This window comes from Oleiphilus sp. HI0125 (genome assembly GCF_001635355.1).
Genome location: NZ_LWGF01000802.1, coordinates 1 through 20,765, shown reverse-complemented (window position 1 = coordinate 20,765; position 20,765 = coordinate 1). Strand labels below are relative to the sequence as shown.

The window sequence follows — 20,765 nt, the reverse complement described above, 5'->3', positions numbered from 1 at the left end:
GGAAAAACGCGGTTTTTTAGCCGCGTTTTTTTATGCCGAAAGATATGACTAGAATTAATAAGCAGAAGATGAGTGTAGGTAGTGAGCCGAGCTTAGTGAATGGTGTGCTGCCTGCAAATGTCTTCACTCTTCCTTCGAGTGTTGCTTGCTTAAATTGAGGGATGGATGCGCTAATTTTTCCCGTTTCGTCGATAATTGCGGTTAAACCGTTGTTAGTTGCTCGAATCATGTATTTACCATTTTCGGCTGCACGAATTTGCGCGAGTTGTAAGTGTTGGTGTGGGCCAATAGATGCGCCAAACCACGCGTCGTTACTAATGGTAATTAAATAATCTGCGTTCGCGGCACGCGATGCCACAAAATCTGGATAAACCACCTCATAGCAAATAAAGGGTGACGTTAGATTTCCATTTTGGCGCAATAGCTCTTGATCTTGCTTTCCTTTGCGAAAATCTGACATTGGTAGGTCGAAAAACGCGATTAGACCTCTAAGTATGTCTTGTAGAGGTACGTACTCTCCAAAAGGCACAAGCTTTTGCTTGTGGTAGATGCCCGAGGCATCGCCAATTCCAATAATGCTGTTGTGCATCACAGGACGCTTTGCTTCAGCGTCCCAGCCCCGATAAGGAATGCCGGTAATGATAGACGTGTTGTTGGCTGTCGCCTGTTTCGACATTTTGTTTAGCAAAGGTTTTGCTTGGTTGTAGAAAGCAGGAAGAGCTGTCTCTGGCCAAACAATCAGATCTTTATCCCATTGCGCTGCTGACATCTGTTCTAGCAATGCAACTGTTTTAGGTTTTTGTGCGCGTTTCCACTTAAGTTCTTGAGGTATATTAAGCTGCAGTAGCGCGACATTGATGTCTTGGTTCTGATCTTTTGTCCAAGTAACGTGGTTTAAAGCTACGGGAGCTAGCCATAGCGCTATCAATAGTCCCGCTATTGGCCCTGCGATTCGAAGTGATGGCTTATTAAATAGGAGAAGTGCTAGCCCTGAAGTGATTGCTAGAGTATACGTTATGCCATAGCTACCGATTACTGGATAGTAACCATGTAGTGGGCCATGAAGTTGGGTATCTCCAACAAACAGCCAAGGGAAGCCTGTAAGAAATACACTTCGAACGAGATCGTTTAAGGTCCACAATGCTGCGAAGAGTAAGGTGTTAAGTACGGCTTGTTTAGTCTTTAGCTTTGCATACACATAAAACATCGCGCCATGGAATAAGCCTAAGAATGTGACGAATAGTAGCGTCAGAATTCCCGCCAAAGCTGGGTGCGCATGGCCATAGGTATTTATGCTCACGTACACCCAAGACGCGCCGCTAGCAAACAAGCCGAAGCCAAACAGCCATCCCTGATAAAAAGCACGTTTTCCTGTTAGTAAATGATTTGAAGATAGTGCTTTTGTAATGAATAAAAAAGCGACAAGCGAAATGATGCTTGCGGGCCAAAAATTGAATGGACTTAGACCTAAGGTCTGTAATGCGCCTGCTATAAAAATAGCAAGCGAGCAGAGAAGTGTTGCTCGCATTTTTGACTCGCTAGCGCTTCAGCGCGCTTTTATTTATTTTTCGAATTTTAAAAGACGTACTGTGCGGCTATCCGCGTTTAATACGGTGACTTTGAATCCTTCGAACAGCGTTTCGTCACCCCGATTTGGAAGGCAGCCGAAGCTTTTGATGACGCAGCCTCCGATGGTATCGAATTCATCATCAGGAATAAATGTGCCGAAGTGGTCGTTGAACTCTTCCACTGATGTGAGTGCTTTAACCGTCGACTCTGAATCGCTTAGAAGCTTAATATTCGCTTCCTCTTCGATATCGTGCTCATCTTCAATTTCGCCAACAATCTGTTCAAGAACATCTTCGATGGTTACTAAGCCCGACGTGACACCGTACTCGTCAATGACGATGGCCATGTGAATACGTTTTTTCTTAAAGTCTTTTAGTAGCTCGTTTAAGCGTTTGCTCTCTGGAATTTTAGAAGCAGGTCGAATCAGCTCTTGGATATCCTGACGCTTGAGTTCACCCTTGAGTGCGAGCGGTAGCAGGTCTTTAGCTAGCAAAACGCCTTCTACTTCATCATTTGATTCGCCGAATACTGGAAAACGGGAGTGCGCTGATTCGATGATGCTGCCGATGTAGTCTTCAGGATCAGCGTTAAGTTTGATGGCGATCATTTGTGAGCGAGGGATCATTACTTCACGCGCTTGCATTTGCGTGACTTGAATTGCGCCTTCAATGATGCTCAGAGCGTCGCTATCAAGAACGTTGCGCTGCTCGCTGTCTCGAAGTAATTCGAGAAGTTCTTCTGTGTTCTCAGGTTGATCGGAGAAAGCCTGAGAGATTCGTTCTAGCCAGCTCTTTGAAGCTGGCCCGGTACTCGGAGTGTCGTCGTTCATTAGTAGAACTAGTTTGCCTCTTACAAATAAGGATTATCGTAGCCTAAATCAGAGAGAATCGTAATTTCAAGTCTTTCCATCTCTTCAGCCTCGTCATCGTGAATGTGGTCATATCCTTGAAGGTGAAGCGTTCCGTGAATCACCATGTGCGCCCAATGCGCTTCCAGTTGTTTATCTTGTTCTTTTGCTTCTAGCTCAACAACGGGCTTACAGATAACTAGATCGCCAAGTAAATCGATCTCCACAAACTCGGGAGCTTCGAATGGGAATGACAATACGTTAGTCGATTTATCTTTACCGCGATACTCAAAATTAAGTGCGTGCGATTCTTCTTCTTCAACGATGCGTATCGTCATCTCGAGATGTTTCTCTCCCTGATACGCAGCGTTTGCCCAGCGCTCGAACTGATCAAGTGGAGGAAAATCGTTGTTACCGATTTCGATCTGTAAATCGATTGCGAGTTTGCTCATCTTAGCTCTGCTTTGCGTCGTGTTTGTCGTATGCTTCGACAATGCGCTGAACTAGAGGATGGCGCACTACGTCGGCCGAATTGAAATTCGTGACGCTGATGCCGGCAACATTGTTCAAGATTGTTTGGCATTCAGCGAGCCCGGACTTGGCGCCTTTAGGTAAGTCGGTTTGTGTAATGTCGCCAGTTATGATGGCGGTAGACCCAAAGCCGATACGTGTTAAAAACATTTTCATTTGCTCTGGTGTCGTGTTTTGGCTTTCATCCAGAATAATAAACGCGTTATTCAAGGTGCGCCCCCGCATAAACGCGAGTGGTGCGATTTCAATGACGTTTTTCTCGATTAGGCGCGCAACCTGCTCAAAGCCCAGCATGTCGTATAGTGCGTCATAAAGAGGGCGTAAGTAGGGGTCTACTTTTTGTGCTAGATCACCAGGGAGAAAACCGAGCTTCTCGCCGGCTTCTACAGCAGGACGTACCAAAAGAATTCGCTTTACTTCTTCTTTTTGTAAGGCTTCAACCGCACAAGCTACCGCGAGATAAGTTTTACCCGTGCCGGCGGGTCCAATACCGAAATTAATATCGTGCTGTTTGACGCGCTGAAGATACAAGATTTGATTTTGATTCCGCGCTTTGACTTGTAACTTAGGTGTTTTAATCACCGCATGAATATCGTTCATTGGCTGTGAAGTGACGAGCTCTTGCGCAGCTTCTTGAATATACAGTTGAACCTTTTCCAAAGAAATGTCGGGGGAGTGTTCAGTATCACGGTACAAATGCATCAGTATATTGAGACATGCTTGAGCTCGGGAATCATCTGTTGATGAAATGCTAAACAGCGCTCCGCGACGATTGATGCGTACGAGCAGTCGTTTTTCTAGATACTTGATGTTCTCATCAAATGGTCCGCAAAGCAGCGAAAGCCTCTGGTTGTCTTCAGGGCTCAAGTGCAAAGTCTTCTTTACACCTGTTGCAATAGAGCTAGTAGTCATTGTCGTCAATACGTTCGCCACGCAATGAGTTCGGATAAGCATCAACGATATCGACATCGATGAACCGACCAATTAGTGCAGAGTCGCTCCGATCTTGGTTTGCTTTGAAGTTGACCACGCGGTTGTTCTCAGTACGACCTTGCATTTCGCCTGGGTCTTTCTTAGAAAATCCAGTGACTAAAATGCGTTGTTGAGTACCGACCATGCGACGACTAATTTCATGTGCTTGTTGCGTAATGCGTTGCTGTAGTATGTGCAGGCGTTGTTTCTTCACTTCTTCTGATGTTTCGTCTGCTAGATCCGCAGCAGGTGTTCCAGGTCGAGCGCTGTAGATAAAGCTGAAAGATGTATCGAAGCCAATGTCGTTGATAAGCTTCATTGTATCTTCAAAGTCTTTTTCCGTTTCGCCCGGGAAGCCAATAATAAAGTCAGACGAAATGCTGATATCTGGACGATGCTTGCGTAAACGACGAATTTTAGATTTGTACTCTAACGCCATATGGCCGCGTTTCATTGCGGCCAAAATGCGATCGCTACCGCTTTGTACAGGAAGGTGCAGATGGCTTACGAGTTCCGGGACTGTTGCGTAAACATCAATCAATGCATCACTAAACTCAACAGGATGTGACGTGGTGTAACGAATACGATCGATCCCTTCAATGCCAGAGATAATGGTGATCAGCTCGGCAAGGTCCATGATGTCATCATCATGCGTGTTACCTTGATAGGCATTAACATTCTGACCCAGGAGGTTGATTTCACGTACGCCTTGTTCCGCAAGGTGGGCTACTTCCGCAATAACGTCGTCAGCTGGGCGACTGACTTCTTCGCCTCGGGTATATGGTACGACGCAAAATGTGCAATATTTACTGCAGCCTTCCATGATTGAAACGAATGCTGATGGTCCATCTACGCCAGGTGCAGGTAGATGATCGAACTTCTCTACTTCTGGGAAGGTGATATCCACAACACCTACATCAGAAGTCTTGGATGCATCAATCATCTCTGGAAGGCGATGAAGTGTTTGTGGACCGAATATTACATCAACATATGGGGCGCGATCTCGGATAGCTTCGCCTTCTTGGCTTGCTACGCAGCCGCCAACGCCGATCGTCAGTTCTGGATTTGTTTCTTTTAACTTCTTCCAACGACCAAGTTGGTGGAAAACCTTTTCTTGTGCTTTTTCACGAATAGAACAAGTGTTCAGCAACAAAATGTCTGCATCGTCAGGAGTGTCTGTCAACTCAACATCTTGATCGTCTTGAAGTAGATCTGCCATGCGCGCTGAATCATATTCGTTCATTTGGCAACCATGGGTTTTGATAAACAGCTTTTTGGTCATCGAAACTCTTAATACTCTTACGTGAAAAAAAGGGCGTGAATTATATCTAGTTAAACGCCCGAATTATAGCGGTTTTTTGTTACATGTGTTGGCAGGTTTCAGCGATGTTCTGAGCTGCTAAATGACTGACATTCGTTCGTTTTGTGCTATGATTCGCGACCTCGTTTTATCCGGTTTAGTAATGTTGTTTTATGGCTGCCAAGAAAACTTATAAAGTTGTTTTTTATAATCAGGACGAAGTGTTCGAAATATACGCTGCGCACGTTTTCCCGTCTGAAATGTATGGTTTCATAGAGCTTGAAGAAATTCTCTTTGGTGAGCGGTCGCAATTGTTAGTTGACCCTAGTGAAGAAAAGCTCAAATCTGAGTTTGCAGGGGTGACGCGCACATATGTGCCAATGAATGCAATTGTGCGCATTGATGAGGTAGAGCAGTGCGGAGTTCCTAAAGTAAAGCCAAGCCAGGTAGCGCAGTTTCCCGGCGGCAATAATTCCAAAAAATAAATAGTAAGGAGTAGGGTATGGGTAGTTCTCTTTTGCGTTATGCGCCAATGTATGCGGGCTTGCTTGCGATTTTAATTATTTACCTTGGTTATCGAGTCACTGCATTTCGCCGCGCTGAAAAGAAGAGCACAGAGCAAAACGATTGTTCTGTTGAGATGCGTTGTGCAATCCGTGCGCATGCAAATGCGCTCGAGAATATTCCACTCGCTTTAGTTTTGCTCTTCATGTTGGAACTTCAGTTCTTGAATCCAATTTTGATTCATGTTTTCGGCGGTATGTTTTTGCTGGGCCGCGTTCTTCATGCATGGGGTTTATCGCGTTTTGATGGGCCAAGTTTTGGTCGATTCTATGGCATGCTGCTGACATGGTTAGCGATGCTGGGCATGGCGATACTTAACATCTGGCTCTGCCTAATTCTATGACACCAGAGAGATACCGAAGGCTCCGCGAAACCTTAGATCGGCGCCAACCCGATTTAACAATTCTCGCGGAGCAGATCCACAAACCTCGTAATATTGCTGCTTTAGTTCGTACTGGTGATGCGGTCGGTATGCATGAGCTGCATATGGTCTGGCCGTGGGATAAGCATCGTCCATACTCGGGCACGGCAATGGGGAGTGATCGATGGGTTAACATCGTTCGGCATGAGTCGATGGATGCAGGTATCGAACTTCTCCAGACGCGCGGCCAAAAAGTTTATGCAGCACATTTGTCTGATACAGCGCTTGATTTTAGAGATGTAGATTACACCGAACCATGCGCCATTCTGATGGGGAATGAGAAAAAAGGCGTAAGTGATGAGGCTGCTCAGAAAGTTGATGGCCATATTATTATTCCCATGATGGGAATGGTTGAGTCATTTAATGTCTCAGTAGCCGCAGCGATTATTTTGAGCGAGGCGCAACGACAACGTGAAAAGAAAGGCATGTATCATCAGACGCGCCTTGATGATCATGAATATTGGCAAACTTATTTTCGTTGGGCCCACCCAAGGATAGCCGAGTATTGCCATCAAAACGATCTTGACTATCCTGCCATCAATGAAGAGGACGGTGAAATTGTCGATCCTTCCGGTTGGTATGCTCGAGTAAGAGCCACTTCTTAAGGTTATTTAGTGATTACGAAGCTTATTCGCTTGGCTGTGCCGATGATTGTTGGGCAGCTGGCCTTTGCGTCAATGGGATTTATCGACACGGTATTGTTAGGTCAACTAGGTGTCGATACTCTTGCCGGCGGCGCACTGGGCGCCATGGTGTTTCAGTTTTTTCATATTGTTGGTATCGGGGTGCTAACCGCAACTGCGAATCTAATCGCGTTTGAATTTGGTAAAGATCAGCCAGATGGCATCCAAACGGCGCTTTTATCTGGCGTTTTGTCAGTACTATTTCTGTCAGTAGTGTTTGGCTTAATAATTTCGAACGCAGAGCCGATATTGCTAGCTTTAGGACAAGACCCCTTAATTATTCCTATTACTTCTACTTATTTGGATATTATTGTATGGGCGCTACTACCAGCGTTTACCTTTATCCTGTTGCGTAGCCTCGCGCTAGGTTTGGGTGATCCCTCTGCAGTGCTTCCAGTAAGTATTCTTGCGGCGGCATCAAATTATCCTATTAGCTATGTGTTGATGACCGGTGCTTACGGCTTTCCGAAAATGGGGGTGCAAGGTGTGGCACTCGGCACCTTGATCGTTTCAATAATGATGGCGCTGGCGATGGCGGTGTTTATCTATAGAAAGGATGCGTTTAAGCCGTTTAAATTTTGGCGCCGTTGGAGACAGTTTCGGTTTTCAAATATCGTTGAAACCTACCGATTAGGCGTTCAAATAGCTATCGCGCATGCCATGGAAGTAGGCATGTTTTCGGCTGCGGCACTGTTGATTGGCGCAATGGGTGCTCAGGCGTTGGCTGCGCATCAGATAGTGCTTCAGTGCATCACGATGTCGTTTATGATTCCGCTTGGTTTATCGCAAGCTGTATCAGTGAAAGTCGGCAAGCATTACGGTGCAGGTAATCCGATTGAAACCAAGCAAGTGATTTTATACGCCCTAGTGATCGCGAGCGCGACAGCAAGCGCGGCAGGCTTGGTCTTTTGGTTGCTCCCTGATGTGTTGGTAGATCTTTTTGTTGATGAGGCATTAGGGCCAGACGAGTACCAGGCTCTAGTGGCCTTAGCTAGTTTGTTGTTACTGATTGGCGCCATGTTCCAATTGGTTGACGGGTGGCAGGTCGTTTTAATGGGTGTGCTCAGAGGCTTTAAACTTGGCGCATCTCCAACCATCGTCGCAACTGTTAGTTATTGGGGGCTTGGATTTCCTGCGGCTTATTTCCTGGGTGAGATGTTTGGCCCTGCCGGCGTATGGGCGGGCATGGGCTTAGGCTTAGGGTTAAGTGCAATCTTGTTATTTGGTCTTGTTGTTAAAACCTACAAGCGAGTGTTTTGAGCATACTTAATTGAAGAGCTAACGCTCTCGGCAAGAATACTCCACGCTCCATGTAGACCAAAGATCGAGCCATGCAGAGGATGCGTTATAGAGTAGAGCGTTGTCTAGCATGCTAAAAACAAAGTCCGTTGGAGTTACTTCGGTCGTGATTTGATTCCACTCCAGACCTGAGCACTCTTTATTTAACTGTAATGGGTTGCTCAGCTCGGCGACTGAAAAAATGGCGTGTTGATACCATTTTCTGTACCGAACACTGCTTGCTGCATCGTATTGTATGTCTGGCATATCTTCGGTAAACATACCTAGTGTCCAGTCAAAGCTTTGCTCAGGTTTTGGGTCGGGGACAACAGGGCCATTCTCAAAATGAATTACGGAACAGCCGCTTAGGCTTATCGTTGCTGCGATAGCAATGTATTTGGCTTGATGGAGGAAGTTCGTTTTCATGCTTATTTCACCTTCCGTTCGCACCACACCATTGCAGTACGTGGCATGTAGATTCCGAGTGTTCCGATTGCCCATGCAACATCAGTAAGCGTGTACTTGGTTTGTAGTTGTACGACTGGTCGGTTACGGCATACACGTTGCGTATTTACTTTGTGTTCACCAACAATTCCCCAGAGATAGAATGGCTTGCTTTCTTTATAGTGAGGACGATACAGGAAGTTAGGGTCTCCTGTTTCGGTGACAGTAATAGCTGCGCATGCAAATAACTGACTCGCAACAATGGCTAAAAGAACGATTCGTAAACACTTCATAGATGGTGATTTTTACTATTTGTTATTGCTATTAATTATACAGATCGGAGAGTAAGCGCACGTGATGCTGTCATCATTACGCGCGCTTGTTTTGAAGTTGTTAGTCTTCTTTATCCTTAATGAATTCGCTGAGTTGCTTCTTAAGCGATTTCGGAATTGCAGTAATGGTTAGCGTATCTGAGCTTTCGTCGTACAAAATCGTTTGCTGGAATAGGTCTGATGAAAATGAAAGACTTAACCCATTACCTTTGCCTGACAGGCGAACTAGGTGCTTTAACTTGCGCGTGTCAGGTCGCAATGCTTCTGTAGGTGCTATGTTAGCGCTCTGTTCAGCGAATTCTGCGAACTTGCTAGGCTTGTTTTCATCAAGGTAGCCTGAGAGTTCAGATAGTGGCACGGCTTCGCCCATTTGCTGCTGTTCAACACAAAAGTCATAAGCACGTTGGCGAACTTGCGCGGCCTCGTCTTTCTCTGTGTCTTTTGTGTAGTTCGAAAGAATTTCCATTAATGCTTCGGTTTCTTTCGCTATATCTACACTGTTTTCAAATCCAGCACTTTGTGAGAATGCCTCGCCTAGTTTAGAGGTGCCGCGGCCTTTTATGAGGCTTAGATAGGGAGTGTCATCGCTATCGCTTAACCAAGCGCTGATATCAACCTTAAGCGCTAATTCAAGCTTTGATGTGTTGAGATAGTCTACGGTGGTTAATTCCGAGTTTCCGTCGAGCATAAGTCCGCTAGAATCTTCCAGTAAGAATATCCAAAACCGGTCGCCATCCGCATGTTCTTCATCGACAAATAGTACGTGTCGATCAAAAATTTCAGGGGTTTTATTAGCTAGCTCACAGAGATGATTAAGCGCATTCGTTGTCAGGCTGGCGAAGCTCAAAGAGCCATCATTAAATTCTTTTAGCCATGGCGTGAATGGTGATTGAAGTTCGGTCTCCGAGAACCTACCAAAAGCCTTGCCTGCTCTGAATTGGAACAGCTTTTTGTATTGACTAAAAAGAGCTTGATGGTCTGCGTTAGCGTCTTTGGTTTCTGTGCCAGTTAGGATTTTTGCTGGTTGGTCGTCTTGCCATCGAGTAAGGCGATGGAAAACTAAGTGTCTGATTGCCATGAGGTAAGTACTAAAAAATTAAAGGAATGAAGGTGTAGTATTTTGGCGAATACTACACCTTTTTCAGTTTAAATCGACTTAATTGCGTCAACAATTTGTGATTCAGTTTCAGCGCTTAAAGTGAGGTCAGTATTTGACTGTGCTTCGCCCGCGTAGATAACAATTGCACTCGCAGCTTTAATGGCTGTTGCAGCCTCGTTCAAGCTTTCTTGGCTAGTGAATTGAGATGCGCTCAAAGTGATAGATGTAAGACCTTGATCGAACAGCTTACGTTCAGTCGCTTGAACCAATTGTTCGGCAAGCTCTCCTGTGCACGCAATGATCTTACCTTCGTGACCAAAGCGCTTGCTACGTTCCTGGGCGGTCACTTCAGTCCATTCTTGGGTGTCTGAACGTTCAGACTTGCTGACAATCATGCCCGCGCCAATCGTAACGTTGGTTAGACGGTCGATAATAATAAACGCACCGGTCGCCTTATTTTGATCATAAGGATCGAATGTCACCGCTTGATTAAGAGTCAGCTCACACAAAGAAATGCTATTTAATGCCAAGTTGTCGGCATCATTTTTCTCAAGCGTGTTAACGTCAACGGTGTGAATGATATTGTTGACCGAACCTGAGCTAAGCGTAGAGCCAAGCTTGATATCGATAAGCTTGCCAGGTTGAAGCTCCGCTTCGTTCATCCAAACGATGTTAGCCGTAAAGCTTTGACCTACGGAAGGTAAGTTGCTTGGCTTAACTAGCATATCTCCGCGAGATACGTCGATCTCATCGTTTAGAGTGATGGTGATTGCTTGACCAGCAAATGCATTTTCATGCTCGCCTTCATACGTGACAATCGATTTAACCGTGCTCTTCTTGCCAGATGGCAGGGCCATCAGTTCATCACCTTTGTTAACTTCACCAGAAGCCACAGTTCCGCAGAAACCACGGAAATTAAGGTTTGGACGGTTCACGTATTGAACGGGTAGGCGGAAGTCTTGAAAGTTTCTGTCTTCAGCCACCTGAACGTTTTCTAGAATGTCCATCAAAGGGGCGTCAGTGAACCAAGGAGTCAGTTCGCTATTAGAAACCACGTTCGTACCTTTCAACGCTGAAAGTGGAACAAAGCGGATGTCTTTGAGTTGTAGGTCAGACGCGAATTCAAGGTAATCAGCTTTGATTTCGTTGTAACGCTCTTCGCTATAGTCAACGAGGTCCATTTTGTTGATCGCAACGACTACGTGCTTAATACCTAAAAGAGAGGCAATAAAGCTATGACGGCGCGTTTGCGTCAGAACGCCATGACGTGCATCGATCAAGATAATAGCTAAGTCAGCCGTTGATGCACCTGTCGCCATGTTACGTGTGTATTGCTCGTGCCCAGGTGTGTCCGCGATGATAAATTTGCGTTTCGCTGTTGAGAAGTAACGGTACGCAACATCGATCGTGATGCCTTGCTCACGCTCAGCTTGTAGGCCATCTACAAGAAGTGCAAGGTCAATTTCACCCTCGTTGGTACCGCTCTTAACGCTGTCTTTTTTAATCGCTTCCAAATGATCTTCATAAATCATGTGAGAGTCGTGAAGTAGGCGGCCGATCAGTGTGCTTTTACCGTCGTCAACGCTACCACAGGTCAAAAGTCGCAAGAGCTCTTTTTGCTCATGCTGCTTCAGATATTCATTAATGTCTTCACTAATTAGTTCAGATTGGTGTGACATGATTATTCTCTTTGTTTGCCTGTAATCAGGCGTGCTACGTAATAAAATTATGTTGTTGCGTGTATGGTTCGCTCGCTAAAAACTATTAGAAATAGCCTTCGCGTTTTTTCTGCTCCATGGAGCCTGACGAATCATGGTCTATCACGCGGCCTTGACGCTCAGAGCTGGTGGTTAACAGCATCTCTTGAATGATATCTGGCAAAGTTTTCGCTTCAGACTCGACTGCGCCGGTTAGCGGGTAGCAGCCTAGCGTTCTAAATCGCACTGATTTCATCTCAGGGACTTCACCTTCTCTTAAGGGCATACGCTCATCGTCGACCATGATCAGTGTGCCGTCACGTTCAACAACAGGGCGCTTCTCTGAGAAGTAGAGTGGCACGATATCGATGTCTTCTAGGTGGATGTATTGCCAAATATCGAGCTCAGTCCAGTTTGAAAGTGGGAAAACACGAATGCTTTCGCCTTTATTAACTTTGCCGTTGTAGATATTCCAAAGTTCAGGACGCTGGTTCTTTGGATCCCACTGGTGGTTCTCGTCACGGAATGAATAGATACGTTCTTTTGCACGTGACTTCTCTTCATCACGACGTGCGCCACCGAATGCTGCATCAAACTTGTACTTATTAAGTGCTTGTTTGAGTGCTTGCGTCTTCATAATGTCGGTATGCTTCGCACTACCAACCGAGAAGGGACTAACGCCAGCTTTCACGCCTTCTTCATTTGTGTGGACGATTAAATCAAAGCCATACTTCTTGGCGACAACTTCATCGCGGAACTCGATCATTTCACGGAATTTCCACGTCGTGTCGACGTGTAATAGCGGAAATGGTGGTTTACCCGGAGCGAATGCTTTACGTGCTAGGTGAAGCATAACTGCTGAATCTTTACCGATAGAGTAAAGCATTACAGGGTTATCAAACTCGGCAGCAACTTCTCGAATAATGTGAATGCTTTCAGCTTCGAGTTGTTTAAGGTGCGTCATCTTATGGTCAGACATAGTTCCTCGATATCTTACAGTCGACTAATTATTAGGGCGCAACTATACCAGAAGCGTTTATTACCAAAAAAGCTTTATAGCCATATCTTTGTTATCTTTTTGGAATATAGATATATGCTTTCGCTAATTTGTCACACATATTCGTCAAGAGGCGGTAGTCTGAGTATAATTCGCGGCTTAGCATTTTTTGCTTCAGCTCGTGTTTGAGTTGTAGCTTTTATTATCGGGTAAAAAATGAACGTAACAGAATACATGTCAGCACTGGGTCAGTCGGCCCGCAAAGCAGCCGCAGAGATGGCTGCTGTGAGTACATCGCAGAAGAATCAAGCCTTGTTGGCGACTGCTGAAATTCTTGATCAACGCCGCGAAGAATTGGCGGCCGCAAATGCACAGGATCTTGAAAATGGTCTTAATAATGGGCTTGAACCTGCCATGCTTGATCGACTTGAGCTGACGCCTGCGCGTATCGACACGATGATTGAGGGGCTGAAACAAGTTGCGGCCTTACCTGACCCTATCGGCGTGATTAACGATCTTAAGTATATGCCGTCTGGTATTCAGGTAGGTAAGATGCGTGTACCTCTAGGTGTGATTGGTATTATTTACGAATCACGCCCGAATGTAACGGTTGAAGCTGCAAGCTTATGTATTAAGTCGGGTAACGCTACGATTTTGCGCGGTGGTTCCGAGGCAATCCACTCGAATAAGGCTGTTGCACAGTGTATCGCTGAAGGCCTGAAGCAGGCAGGTTTGTCAGAATCTGCCGTTCAAGTAGTGGAGACAACTGATCGCGCTGCCGTGGGTGAGTTAATCACTATGCCAGAGTATGTCGATGTAATTGTTCCTCGTGGTGGTAAAGGCTTGATTGAGAGAATTAGTCGTGATGCCAAAGTGACTGTTATTAAGCATTTAGACGGTATTTGCCATGTGTACTTAGATGCTGATGCTGACGCAGAGAAGGCACAACGTATTGCAATCAACGCCAAAACTCAGCGATACGGTACGTGTAATACTATGGAAACGCTTTTAGTTAACGTATCGCGAGCCGAAGAATTGTTACCTGCATTAGAGCAAGAGTACGCCCATATTGGTGTTGAGTTACGTGCTTGTGCGAAAGCTCAAAAAATTCTTAATTCTTGCGTAGCTGCGACTGAAGAAGATTGGGAAACCGAATATCTGGCGCCGATCTTATCAATTAAGATCGTTGAGGATATGGATGAGGCGATTGCTCATATTAACAAGTATGGCTCTCATCATACCGACTCCATCGTGACCGAAAACTATACGCGTGGTCGTGAGTTTATTACGCGTGTCGATTCAAGCTCGGTCATGATCAATGCATCAACTCGTTTTGCAGATGGCTTTGAGTACGGTTTGGGTGCTGAGATCGGTATTTCTACGGACAAGATTCATGCTCGTGGCCCAGTTGGTCTAGAGGGCCTAACTTCTGAAAAGTATGTCGTCTTGGGTGATGGGCATATTCGTACATAAGTTATGAATATTTTGTTCGGCGGGAGTTTTGATCCTGTTCATAATGGGCATCTGCGCGTAGCGACCGAGCTTTCAGAGTTGTTCGATGGCGCGCAGGTTTCTTTGCTACCGTGTCGGGATCCCGTCCACAAGCCGCGGGCAAATATCGATGCTGAAAGTCGATATAGAATGCTTGTAGCCGCAACTGAAGAATCTCCCAGCCTGGTTGTTTCTCGTATCGAGCTTGATGCAGAGTCAGACAGCTATACGATCAACACTTTGCAAGCTTTAAACTCTAATGAAGGGTTGATATTGGCGGTAGGAACAGACTCTGCGTTGAATATGCCTACTTGGCATCATGCAGAAGTATATAAAGATCTATGTAACGTCGTCGTGTTAGAGCGTCCCGATTACAGTAATGCGCAAATTGAAAACAACCTGAAAAGTTTGGGTTTTTCAATTGTTAGCTCGCCTGATGCGCTAAGATCTGCTAAAACCGGGTTAGCATTGATTGCGCGCGTAACGCAGTTGCAAATCTCTAGCTCAGATATTCGGCAAAGAGTTGCCGAAAACAAAAGCATTCGTTATTTGGTGCCTGATGCAGTGCAAGGCATTATTTGCGATAATGATTTTTATCAAATTTGAACCATTTTTTTGAGGCCAGTCCTTCCCTTTATGCAAGCAGATTCCATTAAAAACGTCGTTGTCGGCGCACTTGAAGATTTAAAAGCTGACAATATCAATATTTTGAACGTCAAAAAACGTACTAGCGTGACCGATTATATGGTGGTTGCCTCTGGTACTTCCTCTCGGCATGTTAAGTCTCTCGCTGACAACGTGCTAACCGAAGCTAAAGAGCAAGGTGTAAAGTCTGTAGGTGTTGAGGGTGATGCTAGCTCTGACTGGATTTTAGTGGACCTTGGTTCTGTCGTTGTTCACGTCATGCTCCCAGCAACGCGCACGTTCTATGACCTTGAGCGTTTTTGGGAAGGTGATGGCTCTGAAGGCGTAATGCCTTCGCCCGATGCGCGCTAAGATTTAGTCCAATGAAAGTTAAAGTTATCGCGGTTGGCACGAAAATGCCTAAGTGGGTAAATGAAGGAGCCTCAGAATTTACCAAGCGATTGCCGCGAGACTTTAAGATTGAGTTTATAGAGATCCCTTTAGGTAATCGAAGTAAAGGGGCTGATCTAAATAGAGCTATACAATTTGAGAGTAAAGCAATTTTAGACTCCTTGTCAGATCGAGATTGGGTTGTTGCGCTTGAGGTAAAAGGCAAGGATTGGAGTACTGAAGATCTTGCTGATCAAGTGACCAACTGGCGGATGCGTGGCGATAATGTCGCATTGTTAATCGGCGGCCCTGATGGACTCAGTGATGAGTGTAGACAGCGAGCAAATCAACAATGGTCTTTGTCTCCCTTAACTTTACCTCACCCTCTGGTTAGAGTTTTGTTAGCCGAGCAGTTGTATCGTGCATATTCGATTACGCAAAACCACCCATACCATCGTGCGTAAGTAAAATAAAAACCTTTTAAAAAGAGGCGCTCGGTGCGTAACTCTCACCACATCAAAGATGCTAATCGAGAGAAGTCGATTTTTGCTTTTCGTAGCGTCCTAGCGCTCATTATTGTGCTGGCCATGCTCGCAGCTTTAATTGCGAGGATGTATCACCTTCAGATTACCAATCATAGCCATTACCAGACTTTGTCCGATAAGAATCGCATGCAGTTGCGATCTGTCGCGCCGACTCGAGGTCTTATCTACGATCGAAATGGCGTTCTCTTAGCGGACAACCAGCCAATTTTTAGTTTGGCGCTTATTCCAGAGCAAGTAAATGACTTAGATTTCACCATAAAGCAGCTGGGTGAGATCATCGATCTGAAAGATCGGCACGTTACGGGATTTAAGAAGCGTTTAAAGAGATCTAGAAGGCCTTACAAGGAGGTTGTTCTAAAAAGTAAGCTCACCGAGGAGGAAATCGCGCGAATCGAAGTCCGTAGGCATACTCTACCAGGGGTTGAGGTGCAGGCTGAACTTGCGCGTTATTACCCGCTTGGGGAGGCGACTGCACATTCTATTGGCTACGTAGGGCGTATTAACGAAAAAGAACTGGCAAAGCTTGATCCTCAAAACTATTCGGCAACTAACTATATTGGGAAGCTCGGAGTAGAACGTTTCTATGAGTCGGAGTTGCATGGGAGCGTCGGTTTTGAAACGGTAGAAATCAACGCTAGCAACAGGATTCTAAGAAGTCTAGATCATCTCGCTTCAACGCCGGGCAAAGATCTTGTTCTGCACATGGATGCAAGACTTCAGTTGAGGGTTATGGAGTTGCTTGAGGGTAAGCGGGCTGCCTTAGTCGCCATCGAGCCAAAAACGGGTGGTGTCTTGGCTCAGGTAAGCACACCGAGTTACGACCCCAATAAATTCGTTACGGGCATTGATCATAAAAGCTATGGCTTACTTCGAGATTCTATTGATACGCCTTTGTTTAATCGTGCTTTAAAGGGACAGTACCCGCCAGGTTCGACGATTAAGCCAGTTGTTGGGTTGGCCGGCTTAGATGTAGGTGTTACTTCACGCGACTATACAATAAATGATAGAGGGCGTTACCAGTTAAAAAATGATGATCGCATTTACCGAAACTGGAAGCGTGAAGGTCACGGTATTATTAATTTAAAAGATGCGATTGCTGAGTCTAGCGACACTTATTTTTACGAGCTTGCTTTTAATATGGGTGTCGATCGAATGTCTAGGTATTTAGGATATTTTGGGTTTGGTTCTAATTTATCACTTGATGTTTCAGAGGGTAGGTCGGGGATCCTTCCATCAAGAGAGTGGAAGAGGGCTTGGCGGGGACTTCCATGGTATCCGGGCGATTCCTTAAATATGGGGATAGGTCAAGGGTTTATGCTTGCAACACCTTTTCAGCTCGCGACTATGACAGCTCTAATTGCCAATCATGGGCAATGGGTCGCGCCTCGACTATTAAAGAGTACGCGCGATGGGTCTATTGTGTTAAGTCAGCGTCCAGATAAAGGGAGTGATGTGGCGTTAAATAAACCTGATAACTGGGATTATATTGTCGAGACGATGGAAGAGGTTATGCATGGTAAGAAGGGGACTGCGAGAGCGAGTGGCGCTAGGTCCTCATACCGTATAGCAGGCAAGACAGGAACAGCTCAGGTGGTCGAAATTCCGCAGGGTGAGGAGTATGACGCAGAAGCGCTAGCAGAGCGTCATCGTGATCACGCATTATTTGTTGGTTTTGCGCCAGCAGATGATCCAGTCATTGCTGTCGCCGTGATTGTCGAAAATGGCGGAGGTGGTAGTTCTGCGGCCGCGCCGATTGCTCGTGCAGTATTTGACGAATGGATCAATGTTCTATCAGTTGATGCCGATCAAGGAGTCCTTCAGTGAGAGGAGATTTCTTGCGGCATATGCCGGGCGCGGATGCGAGTCTCGGTAAAGGGAAGTCGTTCTTTTACCGCCTGCATATCGACCCAATATTGCTTGGTCTTTTGTTAGCTTTGGTTGGCTTTGGTTTAGTGATCTTGTATAGCGCTGGTGGTGAGCGTTGGGCTTATGTAGAGCGCCAGGGGATCCGATTTTTGGCTGCGTTCGGTGTAATGTTCGTAGTAGCGCAGTTCGAGCCTAGTTTCTATAAACGTTGGTCTGTCGTGCTGTTTGTTCTGGGTGTTATCGCCTTATTAGGTGTGATGTTTTTTGGTGTCGGTGCAAAGGGGGCTCAGCGCTGGCTTCAACTGCCTGGCTTGCCGCGCTTTCAGCCTTCTGAGTTAATGAAGCTGATTGTGCCTATGATGGCGGCGTGGTATTTGTCTAGTCGTTATCTTCCTCCGAGTTTCAGAGATGTTTTTGTAACGCTCGTGCTGATCTTCGTGCCCGTGTTGTTAATTGTGCAGCAACCAGATTTGGGTACCTCGATATTAATTGCTTCGTCGGGCTTGTTCGTTATTTTATTTGCGGGCATATCATGGAAGGTAGTTGCTGGATTTGGAGCAATTGTCGCGTCCTGTTTGCCTGTTATGTGGCATTTTGTCATGCGTGATTACCAGAAGCAGCGTGTATTGACGTTTCTTGATCCCGAAAGCGACCCACTTGGAGCGGGTTGGAATATTATTCAATCAAAAACTGCGATTGGCTCAGGCGGTACTTGGGGTAAAGGCTGGCTTGAGGGTACGCAATCTCAGTTGAATTTTTTACCTGAAAGTCATACTGACTTTATCATTGCAGTGTGTGCGGAAGAGTTTGGCTTTGTCGGCGTTTTAGCTTTACTAGGCTTGTATTTGATGATCGTAGTTAGAGGTCTGTATATTGCCGTTAAAGCGCAAGATTCCTACAGCCGTCTGTTGGCAGGAAGTCTAATTCTGACGTTTTTTGTTTATGTCTTCGTCAACATCGGAATGGTGAGTGGAATTTTGCCAGTGGTTGGAGTTCCTTTGCCTTTGGTGAGTTACGGTGGCACCTCAGTAATTACTCTCATGGCAGCGTTCGGTGTAATTATGTCTATTCACACGCATCGTCGATTCTTGTCTAGATAAAACCTAAGCAAATCTTAATTCTAAAACTGGCTTTAGTGCATAGTAATTAGGGGGTGTGGCGCACTACACTAGAGCCGTTTTAAGTCCCTTACAAACTGAAGTCGTATCTCTATGAACTATCTGGTTTTTACGTTCGCGTTACTTTTTGCTCCCATTCTTGCTTTTGCTGATTATTCTCAGCACGAAAATGCTCAGTCCTTCATAGATATGATGGTTAAGGAGCATGGGTTTTCAGAGTCTGATATTCGATCTGCATTAACCGAGGCATCTCGAAAAGAATCGATATTGAAAGCAATCTCACGTCCAGCAGAGAAAACTTTAAACTGGGCTAAGTATTCCAAGATATTTTTGACAGAGTCTCGTATCAAACAGGGGCGTGAATTTCTAGAAGAATACGCGGAACCGCTAAAGCGCGCTGAAGATGAGTTTGGCGTTCCCAAGGAAATTATTACTGCAATTATTGGCGTGGAAACAAAATATGGGCGCAATAAAGGCAGTTATCGAGTAATAGATGCACTGGCGACGCTTGGGTTTGATTATCCACCTAGATCTAAATTCTTTTCTAGTGAGTTGAAAGAGATGTTCCTGCTGGCGCGCGAACAGGGCTTTAAAGTGACTGATTTGAAGGGGTCATACGCGGGTGCCATGGGGTATGGTCAATTCATTTCCAGTAGCTATCGCCATTATGCTGTTGATTTTGATGGCGATGGTGTCGTGGATATTTTAAATAACCCGATTGATGCCATTGGTAGTGTTGCCAATTATTTTAAACGCCATAAATGGAAATCGGATCAACCTGTCGCTAAACAGGTGTCGTTAAATGGTGTTGATTATGAGGGTCTGTTACATGACAAGCTTAAACCGAAATATGTCATGAAAGACTTACGTGATGCTGGTTATTCGGCCGATTCGGACATCTCAAACGAAGAAGCGATTAAACTGCTCGATTTAGTTGCTGTTGGTGGTGACGAGACATGGCTTACCTTCCACAATTTTTATGTGATTACGCGCTACAACCATAGCCATTTATATGCAATGGCTGTATTTCAATTAGCTGAGTCGTTTTAATGCGAGAGTTCCTCCGTCTTGGTTCTATCGTATTATTCTTAGTGTTAGCGGCTGCGTGTACAACAAAGCCAGAGCGTCAATATAAAATTGATCAGGATGTAGAGCCTCAAGGGGAGTTCGATGTATCCAGGGTACGGTTGGTTCAGCCCAAATGGGAGCCGCTTAGTCGCCAAGGAAATCAAAAAAATTATACCGTTCTCGGTAAACGTTATGAGGTTATGGCGAATGATGTTTCGTACGAGGATGTTGGCTATGCGTCTTGGTATGGTTTGAAATTTCATGATGAGCTAACTTCTAACGGGGAACGCTATGATATGTATAGCTTCTCTGCTGCACATAAATCCCTCCCTTTACCCAGTTACGTTAAAGTTACTAATCTCGAAAATGGTCGTGAACTTGTCGTTCGAGTAAATGATCGAGGTCCGTTTCATAGTGACCGTATCATAGATTTGTCTTACGCTGCTGCGATCAAGCTTGGTTATAAAGATCAAGGAACAGCCAAGGTGCGCTTGGAGCGTCTGTTTGTTCCTCAACCTTCTGCAGAGCAAGCTGATAATAGCCAACGCCCTGTAGAGAAAACGTCGGTTAATCTTCCGCCTAAAGAGATTCTTGCCCCGTATGTCCAAATTGCTGCGTTCTCTAGTTACGATTTGGCTGAGTCTATACGTCTTCGCGCTGAAAGTTATGTTCAAGATGTGCCAGTTTTCTTGGCGAAGGTTGAGGTAGATTCTGGGCTTTTATATCGAGTTCGGATCGGTCCTTTCGTGACAGATTCTGACGCGCAAGAGTTGGTGAATGTTCTTGTAAATGCAAAGATCGGCTCGCCGCAAGTCATCACTAGATCAACTGCGGCACCGGAGCGTTAAAAGTTTTATACATTAATGAATGCTTGTGCAGAATGCGTTAGACTTGCGCAGCATTAAAATAGACAGAATATATGGGGTTTT

General features: G+C 45.4%; 22 protein-coding genes. 12 read left to right on the top strand and 10 right to left on the bottom strand.

The window, feature by feature from the left end; translation table 11 throughout:
* Positions 1-16: 16 nt before the first annotated feature.
* Genes lnt through miaB form a run of 5 tightly spaced genes read right to left on the bottom strand, consistent with a single transcriptional unit; the run spans position 17 to position 5,201 of the window.
* Positions 17-1,528 (bottom strand): apolipoprotein N-acyltransferase, encoded by a 1,512-nt coding sequence (gene lnt, locus A3762_RS12885; RefSeq protein WP_068755921.1) that lies wholly within the window; start codon positions 1,526-1,528, stop codon positions 17-19.
* Between the two features lie 33 nt (positions 1,529-1,561).
* Positions 1,562-2,398 carry an HlyC/CorC family transporter gene (locus tag A3762_RS12880; protein ID WP_068478525.1) on the bottom strand — a complete coding sequence of 279 codons (837 nt, stop codon included), beginning with the start codon at positions 2,396-2,398 and terminating at the stop codon, positions 1,562-1,564.
* A 20-nt stretch (positions 2,399-2,418) separates the two neighbouring features.
* Positions 2,419-2,868, bottom strand: a complete 450-nt coding sequence (gene ybeY, locus A3762_RS12875) for an rRNA maturation RNase YbeY (RefSeq protein ID WP_068755919.1) — start codon at positions 2,866-2,868, stop codon at positions 2,419-2,421.
* Between the two features lies 1 nt (position 2,869).
* Positions 2,870-3,859 carry a PhoH family protein gene (locus A3762_RS12870; protein ID WP_068478520.1) on the bottom strand — a complete coding sequence of 330 codons (990 nt, stop codon included), beginning with the start codon at positions 3,857-3,859 and terminating at the stop codon, positions 2,870-2,872.
* A complete protein-coding gene (gene miaB, locus A3762_RS12865) occupies positions 3,849-5,201 on the bottom strand; it encodes a tRNA (N6-isopentenyl adenosine(37)-C2)-methylthiotransferase MiaB (RefSeq protein ID WP_068478518.1) in 1,353 nt (450 codons plus the stop codon). Before miaB ends, A3762_RS12870 begins: the two co-directional genes overlap by 11 nt.
* 191 nt (positions 5,202-5,392) lie before the next feature.
* Here miaB and A3762_RS12860 point away from each other — a divergent pair, with 191 nt between their 5' ends.
* Genes A3762_RS12860 through A3762_RS12845 form a run of 4 tightly spaced genes read left to right on the top strand, consistent with a single transcriptional unit; the run spans position 5,393 to position 8,147 of the window.
* On the top strand, positions 5,393-5,704 hold the full coding sequence (locus tag A3762_RS12860; protein ID WP_068478516.1) for a DUF1820 family protein: 312 nt from the start codon (positions 5,393-5,395) through the stop codon (positions 5,702-5,704).
* A 17-nt stretch (positions 5,705-5,721) separates the two neighbouring features.
* Positions 5,722-6,126, top strand: a complete 405-nt coding sequence (locus A3762_RS12855; RefSeq protein WP_068755917.1) for an MAPEG family protein — start codon at positions 5,722-5,724, stop codon at positions 6,124-6,126.
* Positions 6,123-6,809, top strand: a complete 687-nt coding sequence (trmH, locus tag A3762_RS12850; protein ID WP_068755915.1) for a tRNA (guanosine(18)-2'-O)-methyltransferase TrmH — start codon at positions 6,123-6,125, stop codon at positions 6,807-6,809. Before A3762_RS12855 ends, trmH begins: the two co-directional genes overlap by 4 nt.
* A 9-nt stretch (positions 6,810-6,818) precedes the next feature.
* Positions 6,819-8,147 (top strand): MATE family efflux transporter, encoded by a 1,329-nt coding sequence (locus A3762_RS12845; protein ID WP_068478512.1) that lies wholly within the window; start codon positions 6,819-6,821, stop codon positions 8,145-8,147.
* A gap of 18 nt (positions 8,148-8,165) precedes the next feature.
* Here the strand turns inward: A3762_RS12845 and A3762_RS12840 are convergent, their stop codons facing one another.
* The 5 genes from A3762_RS12840 to cysD all read right to left on the bottom strand — a co-directional run bounded on the left by A3762_RS12840 (position 8,166) and on the right by cysD (position 12,716).
* Positions 8,166-8,591, bottom strand: a complete 426-nt coding sequence (locus A3762_RS12840; protein ID WP_068478510.1) for a hypothetical protein — start codon at positions 8,589-8,591, stop codon at positions 8,166-8,168.
* A 2-nt stretch (positions 8,592-8,593) separates the two neighbouring features.
* Positions 8,594-8,902, bottom strand: coding sequence for a Bor/Iss family lipoprotein (locus A3762_RS12835; protein WP_068476061.1), 309 nt, complete (start codon positions 8,900-8,902; stop codon positions 8,594-8,596).
* A 100-nt stretch (positions 8,903-9,002) separates the two neighbouring features.
* Complete coding sequence (locus A3762_RS12830; RefSeq protein ID WP_068755912.1) at positions 9,003-10,019, bottom strand: nucleoid-associated protein; 1,017 nt, start codon at positions 10,017-10,019, stop codon at positions 9,003-9,005.
* A gap of 68 nt (positions 10,020-10,087) precedes the next feature.
* Positions 10,088-11,719 carry a sulfate adenylyltransferase subunit CysN gene (gene cysN / locus A3762_RS12825; protein WP_068755407.1) on the bottom strand — a complete coding sequence of 544 codons (1,632 nt, stop codon included), beginning with the start codon at positions 11,717-11,719 and terminating at the stop codon, positions 10,088-10,090.
* An 85-nt stretch (positions 11,720-11,804) separates the two neighbouring features.
* A complete protein-coding gene (cysD, locus tag A3762_RS12820; RefSeq protein ID WP_068755910.1) occupies positions 11,805-12,716 on the bottom strand; it encodes a sulfate adenylyltransferase subunit CysD in 912 nt (303 codons plus the stop codon).
* 234 nt (positions 12,717-12,950) lie between these two features.
* Here cysD and A3762_RS12815 point away from each other — a divergent pair, with 234 nt between their 5' ends.
* The 8 genes from A3762_RS12815 to A3762_RS28615 all read left to right on the top strand — a co-directional run bounded on the left by A3762_RS12815 (position 12,951) and on the right by A3762_RS28615 (position 20,684).
* Entirely contained in the window at positions 12,951-14,207 is a 1,257-nt protein-coding gene (locus tag A3762_RS12815) for a glutamate-5-semialdehyde dehydrogenase (RefSeq protein ID WP_068755908.1), read from the top strand.
* Positions 14,208-14,210: 3 nt separating this feature from the next.
* Complete coding sequence (gene nadD / locus A3762_RS26500) at positions 14,211-14,831, top strand: nicotinate (nicotinamide) nucleotide adenylyltransferase (RefSeq protein ID WP_068755906.1); 621 nt, start codon at positions 14,211-14,213, stop codon at positions 14,829-14,831.
* Between the two features lie 30 nt (positions 14,832-14,861).
* Positions 14,862-15,221, top strand: coding sequence for a ribosome silencing factor (gene rsfS, locus A3762_RS26495; RefSeq protein WP_068478500.1), 360 nt, complete (start codon positions 14,862-14,864; stop codon positions 15,219-15,221).
* Between the two features lie 11 nt (positions 15,222-15,232).
* Complete coding sequence (gene rlmH, locus A3762_RS12800) at positions 15,233-15,703, top strand: 23S rRNA (pseudouridine(1915)-N(3))-methyltransferase RlmH (protein ID WP_068755904.1); 471 nt, start codon at positions 15,233-15,235, stop codon at positions 15,701-15,703.
* A gap of 33 nt (positions 15,704-15,736) precedes the next feature.
* Positions 15,737-17,608 (top strand): penicillin-binding protein 2, encoded by a 1,872-nt coding sequence (gene mrdA / locus A3762_RS12795; protein ID WP_255375045.1) that lies wholly within the window; start codon positions 15,737-15,739, stop codon positions 17,606-17,608.
* Positions 17,605-18,750, top strand: a complete 1,146-nt coding sequence (rodA, locus tag A3762_RS12790; RefSeq protein ID WP_369819803.1) for a rod shape-determining protein RodA — start codon at positions 17,605-17,607, stop codon at positions 18,748-18,750. The genes mrdA and rodA overlap by 4 nt, the downstream gene beginning before the upstream one ends.
* A 111-nt stretch (positions 18,751-18,861) precedes the next feature.
* On the top strand, positions 18,862-19,818 hold the full coding sequence (gene mltB / locus A3762_RS12785; protein ID WP_068755902.1) for a lytic murein transglycosylase B: 957 nt from the start codon (positions 18,862-18,864) through the stop codon (positions 19,816-19,818).
* Positions 19,818-20,684, top strand: a complete 867-nt coding sequence (locus A3762_RS28615) for a septal ring lytic transglycosylase RlpA family protein (RefSeq protein ID WP_082869121.1) — start codon at positions 19,818-19,820, stop codon at positions 20,682-20,684. The genes mltB and A3762_RS28615 overlap by 1 nt, the downstream gene beginning before the upstream one ends.
* The last annotated feature ends 81 nt before the right edge of the window (positions 20,685-20,765 follow it).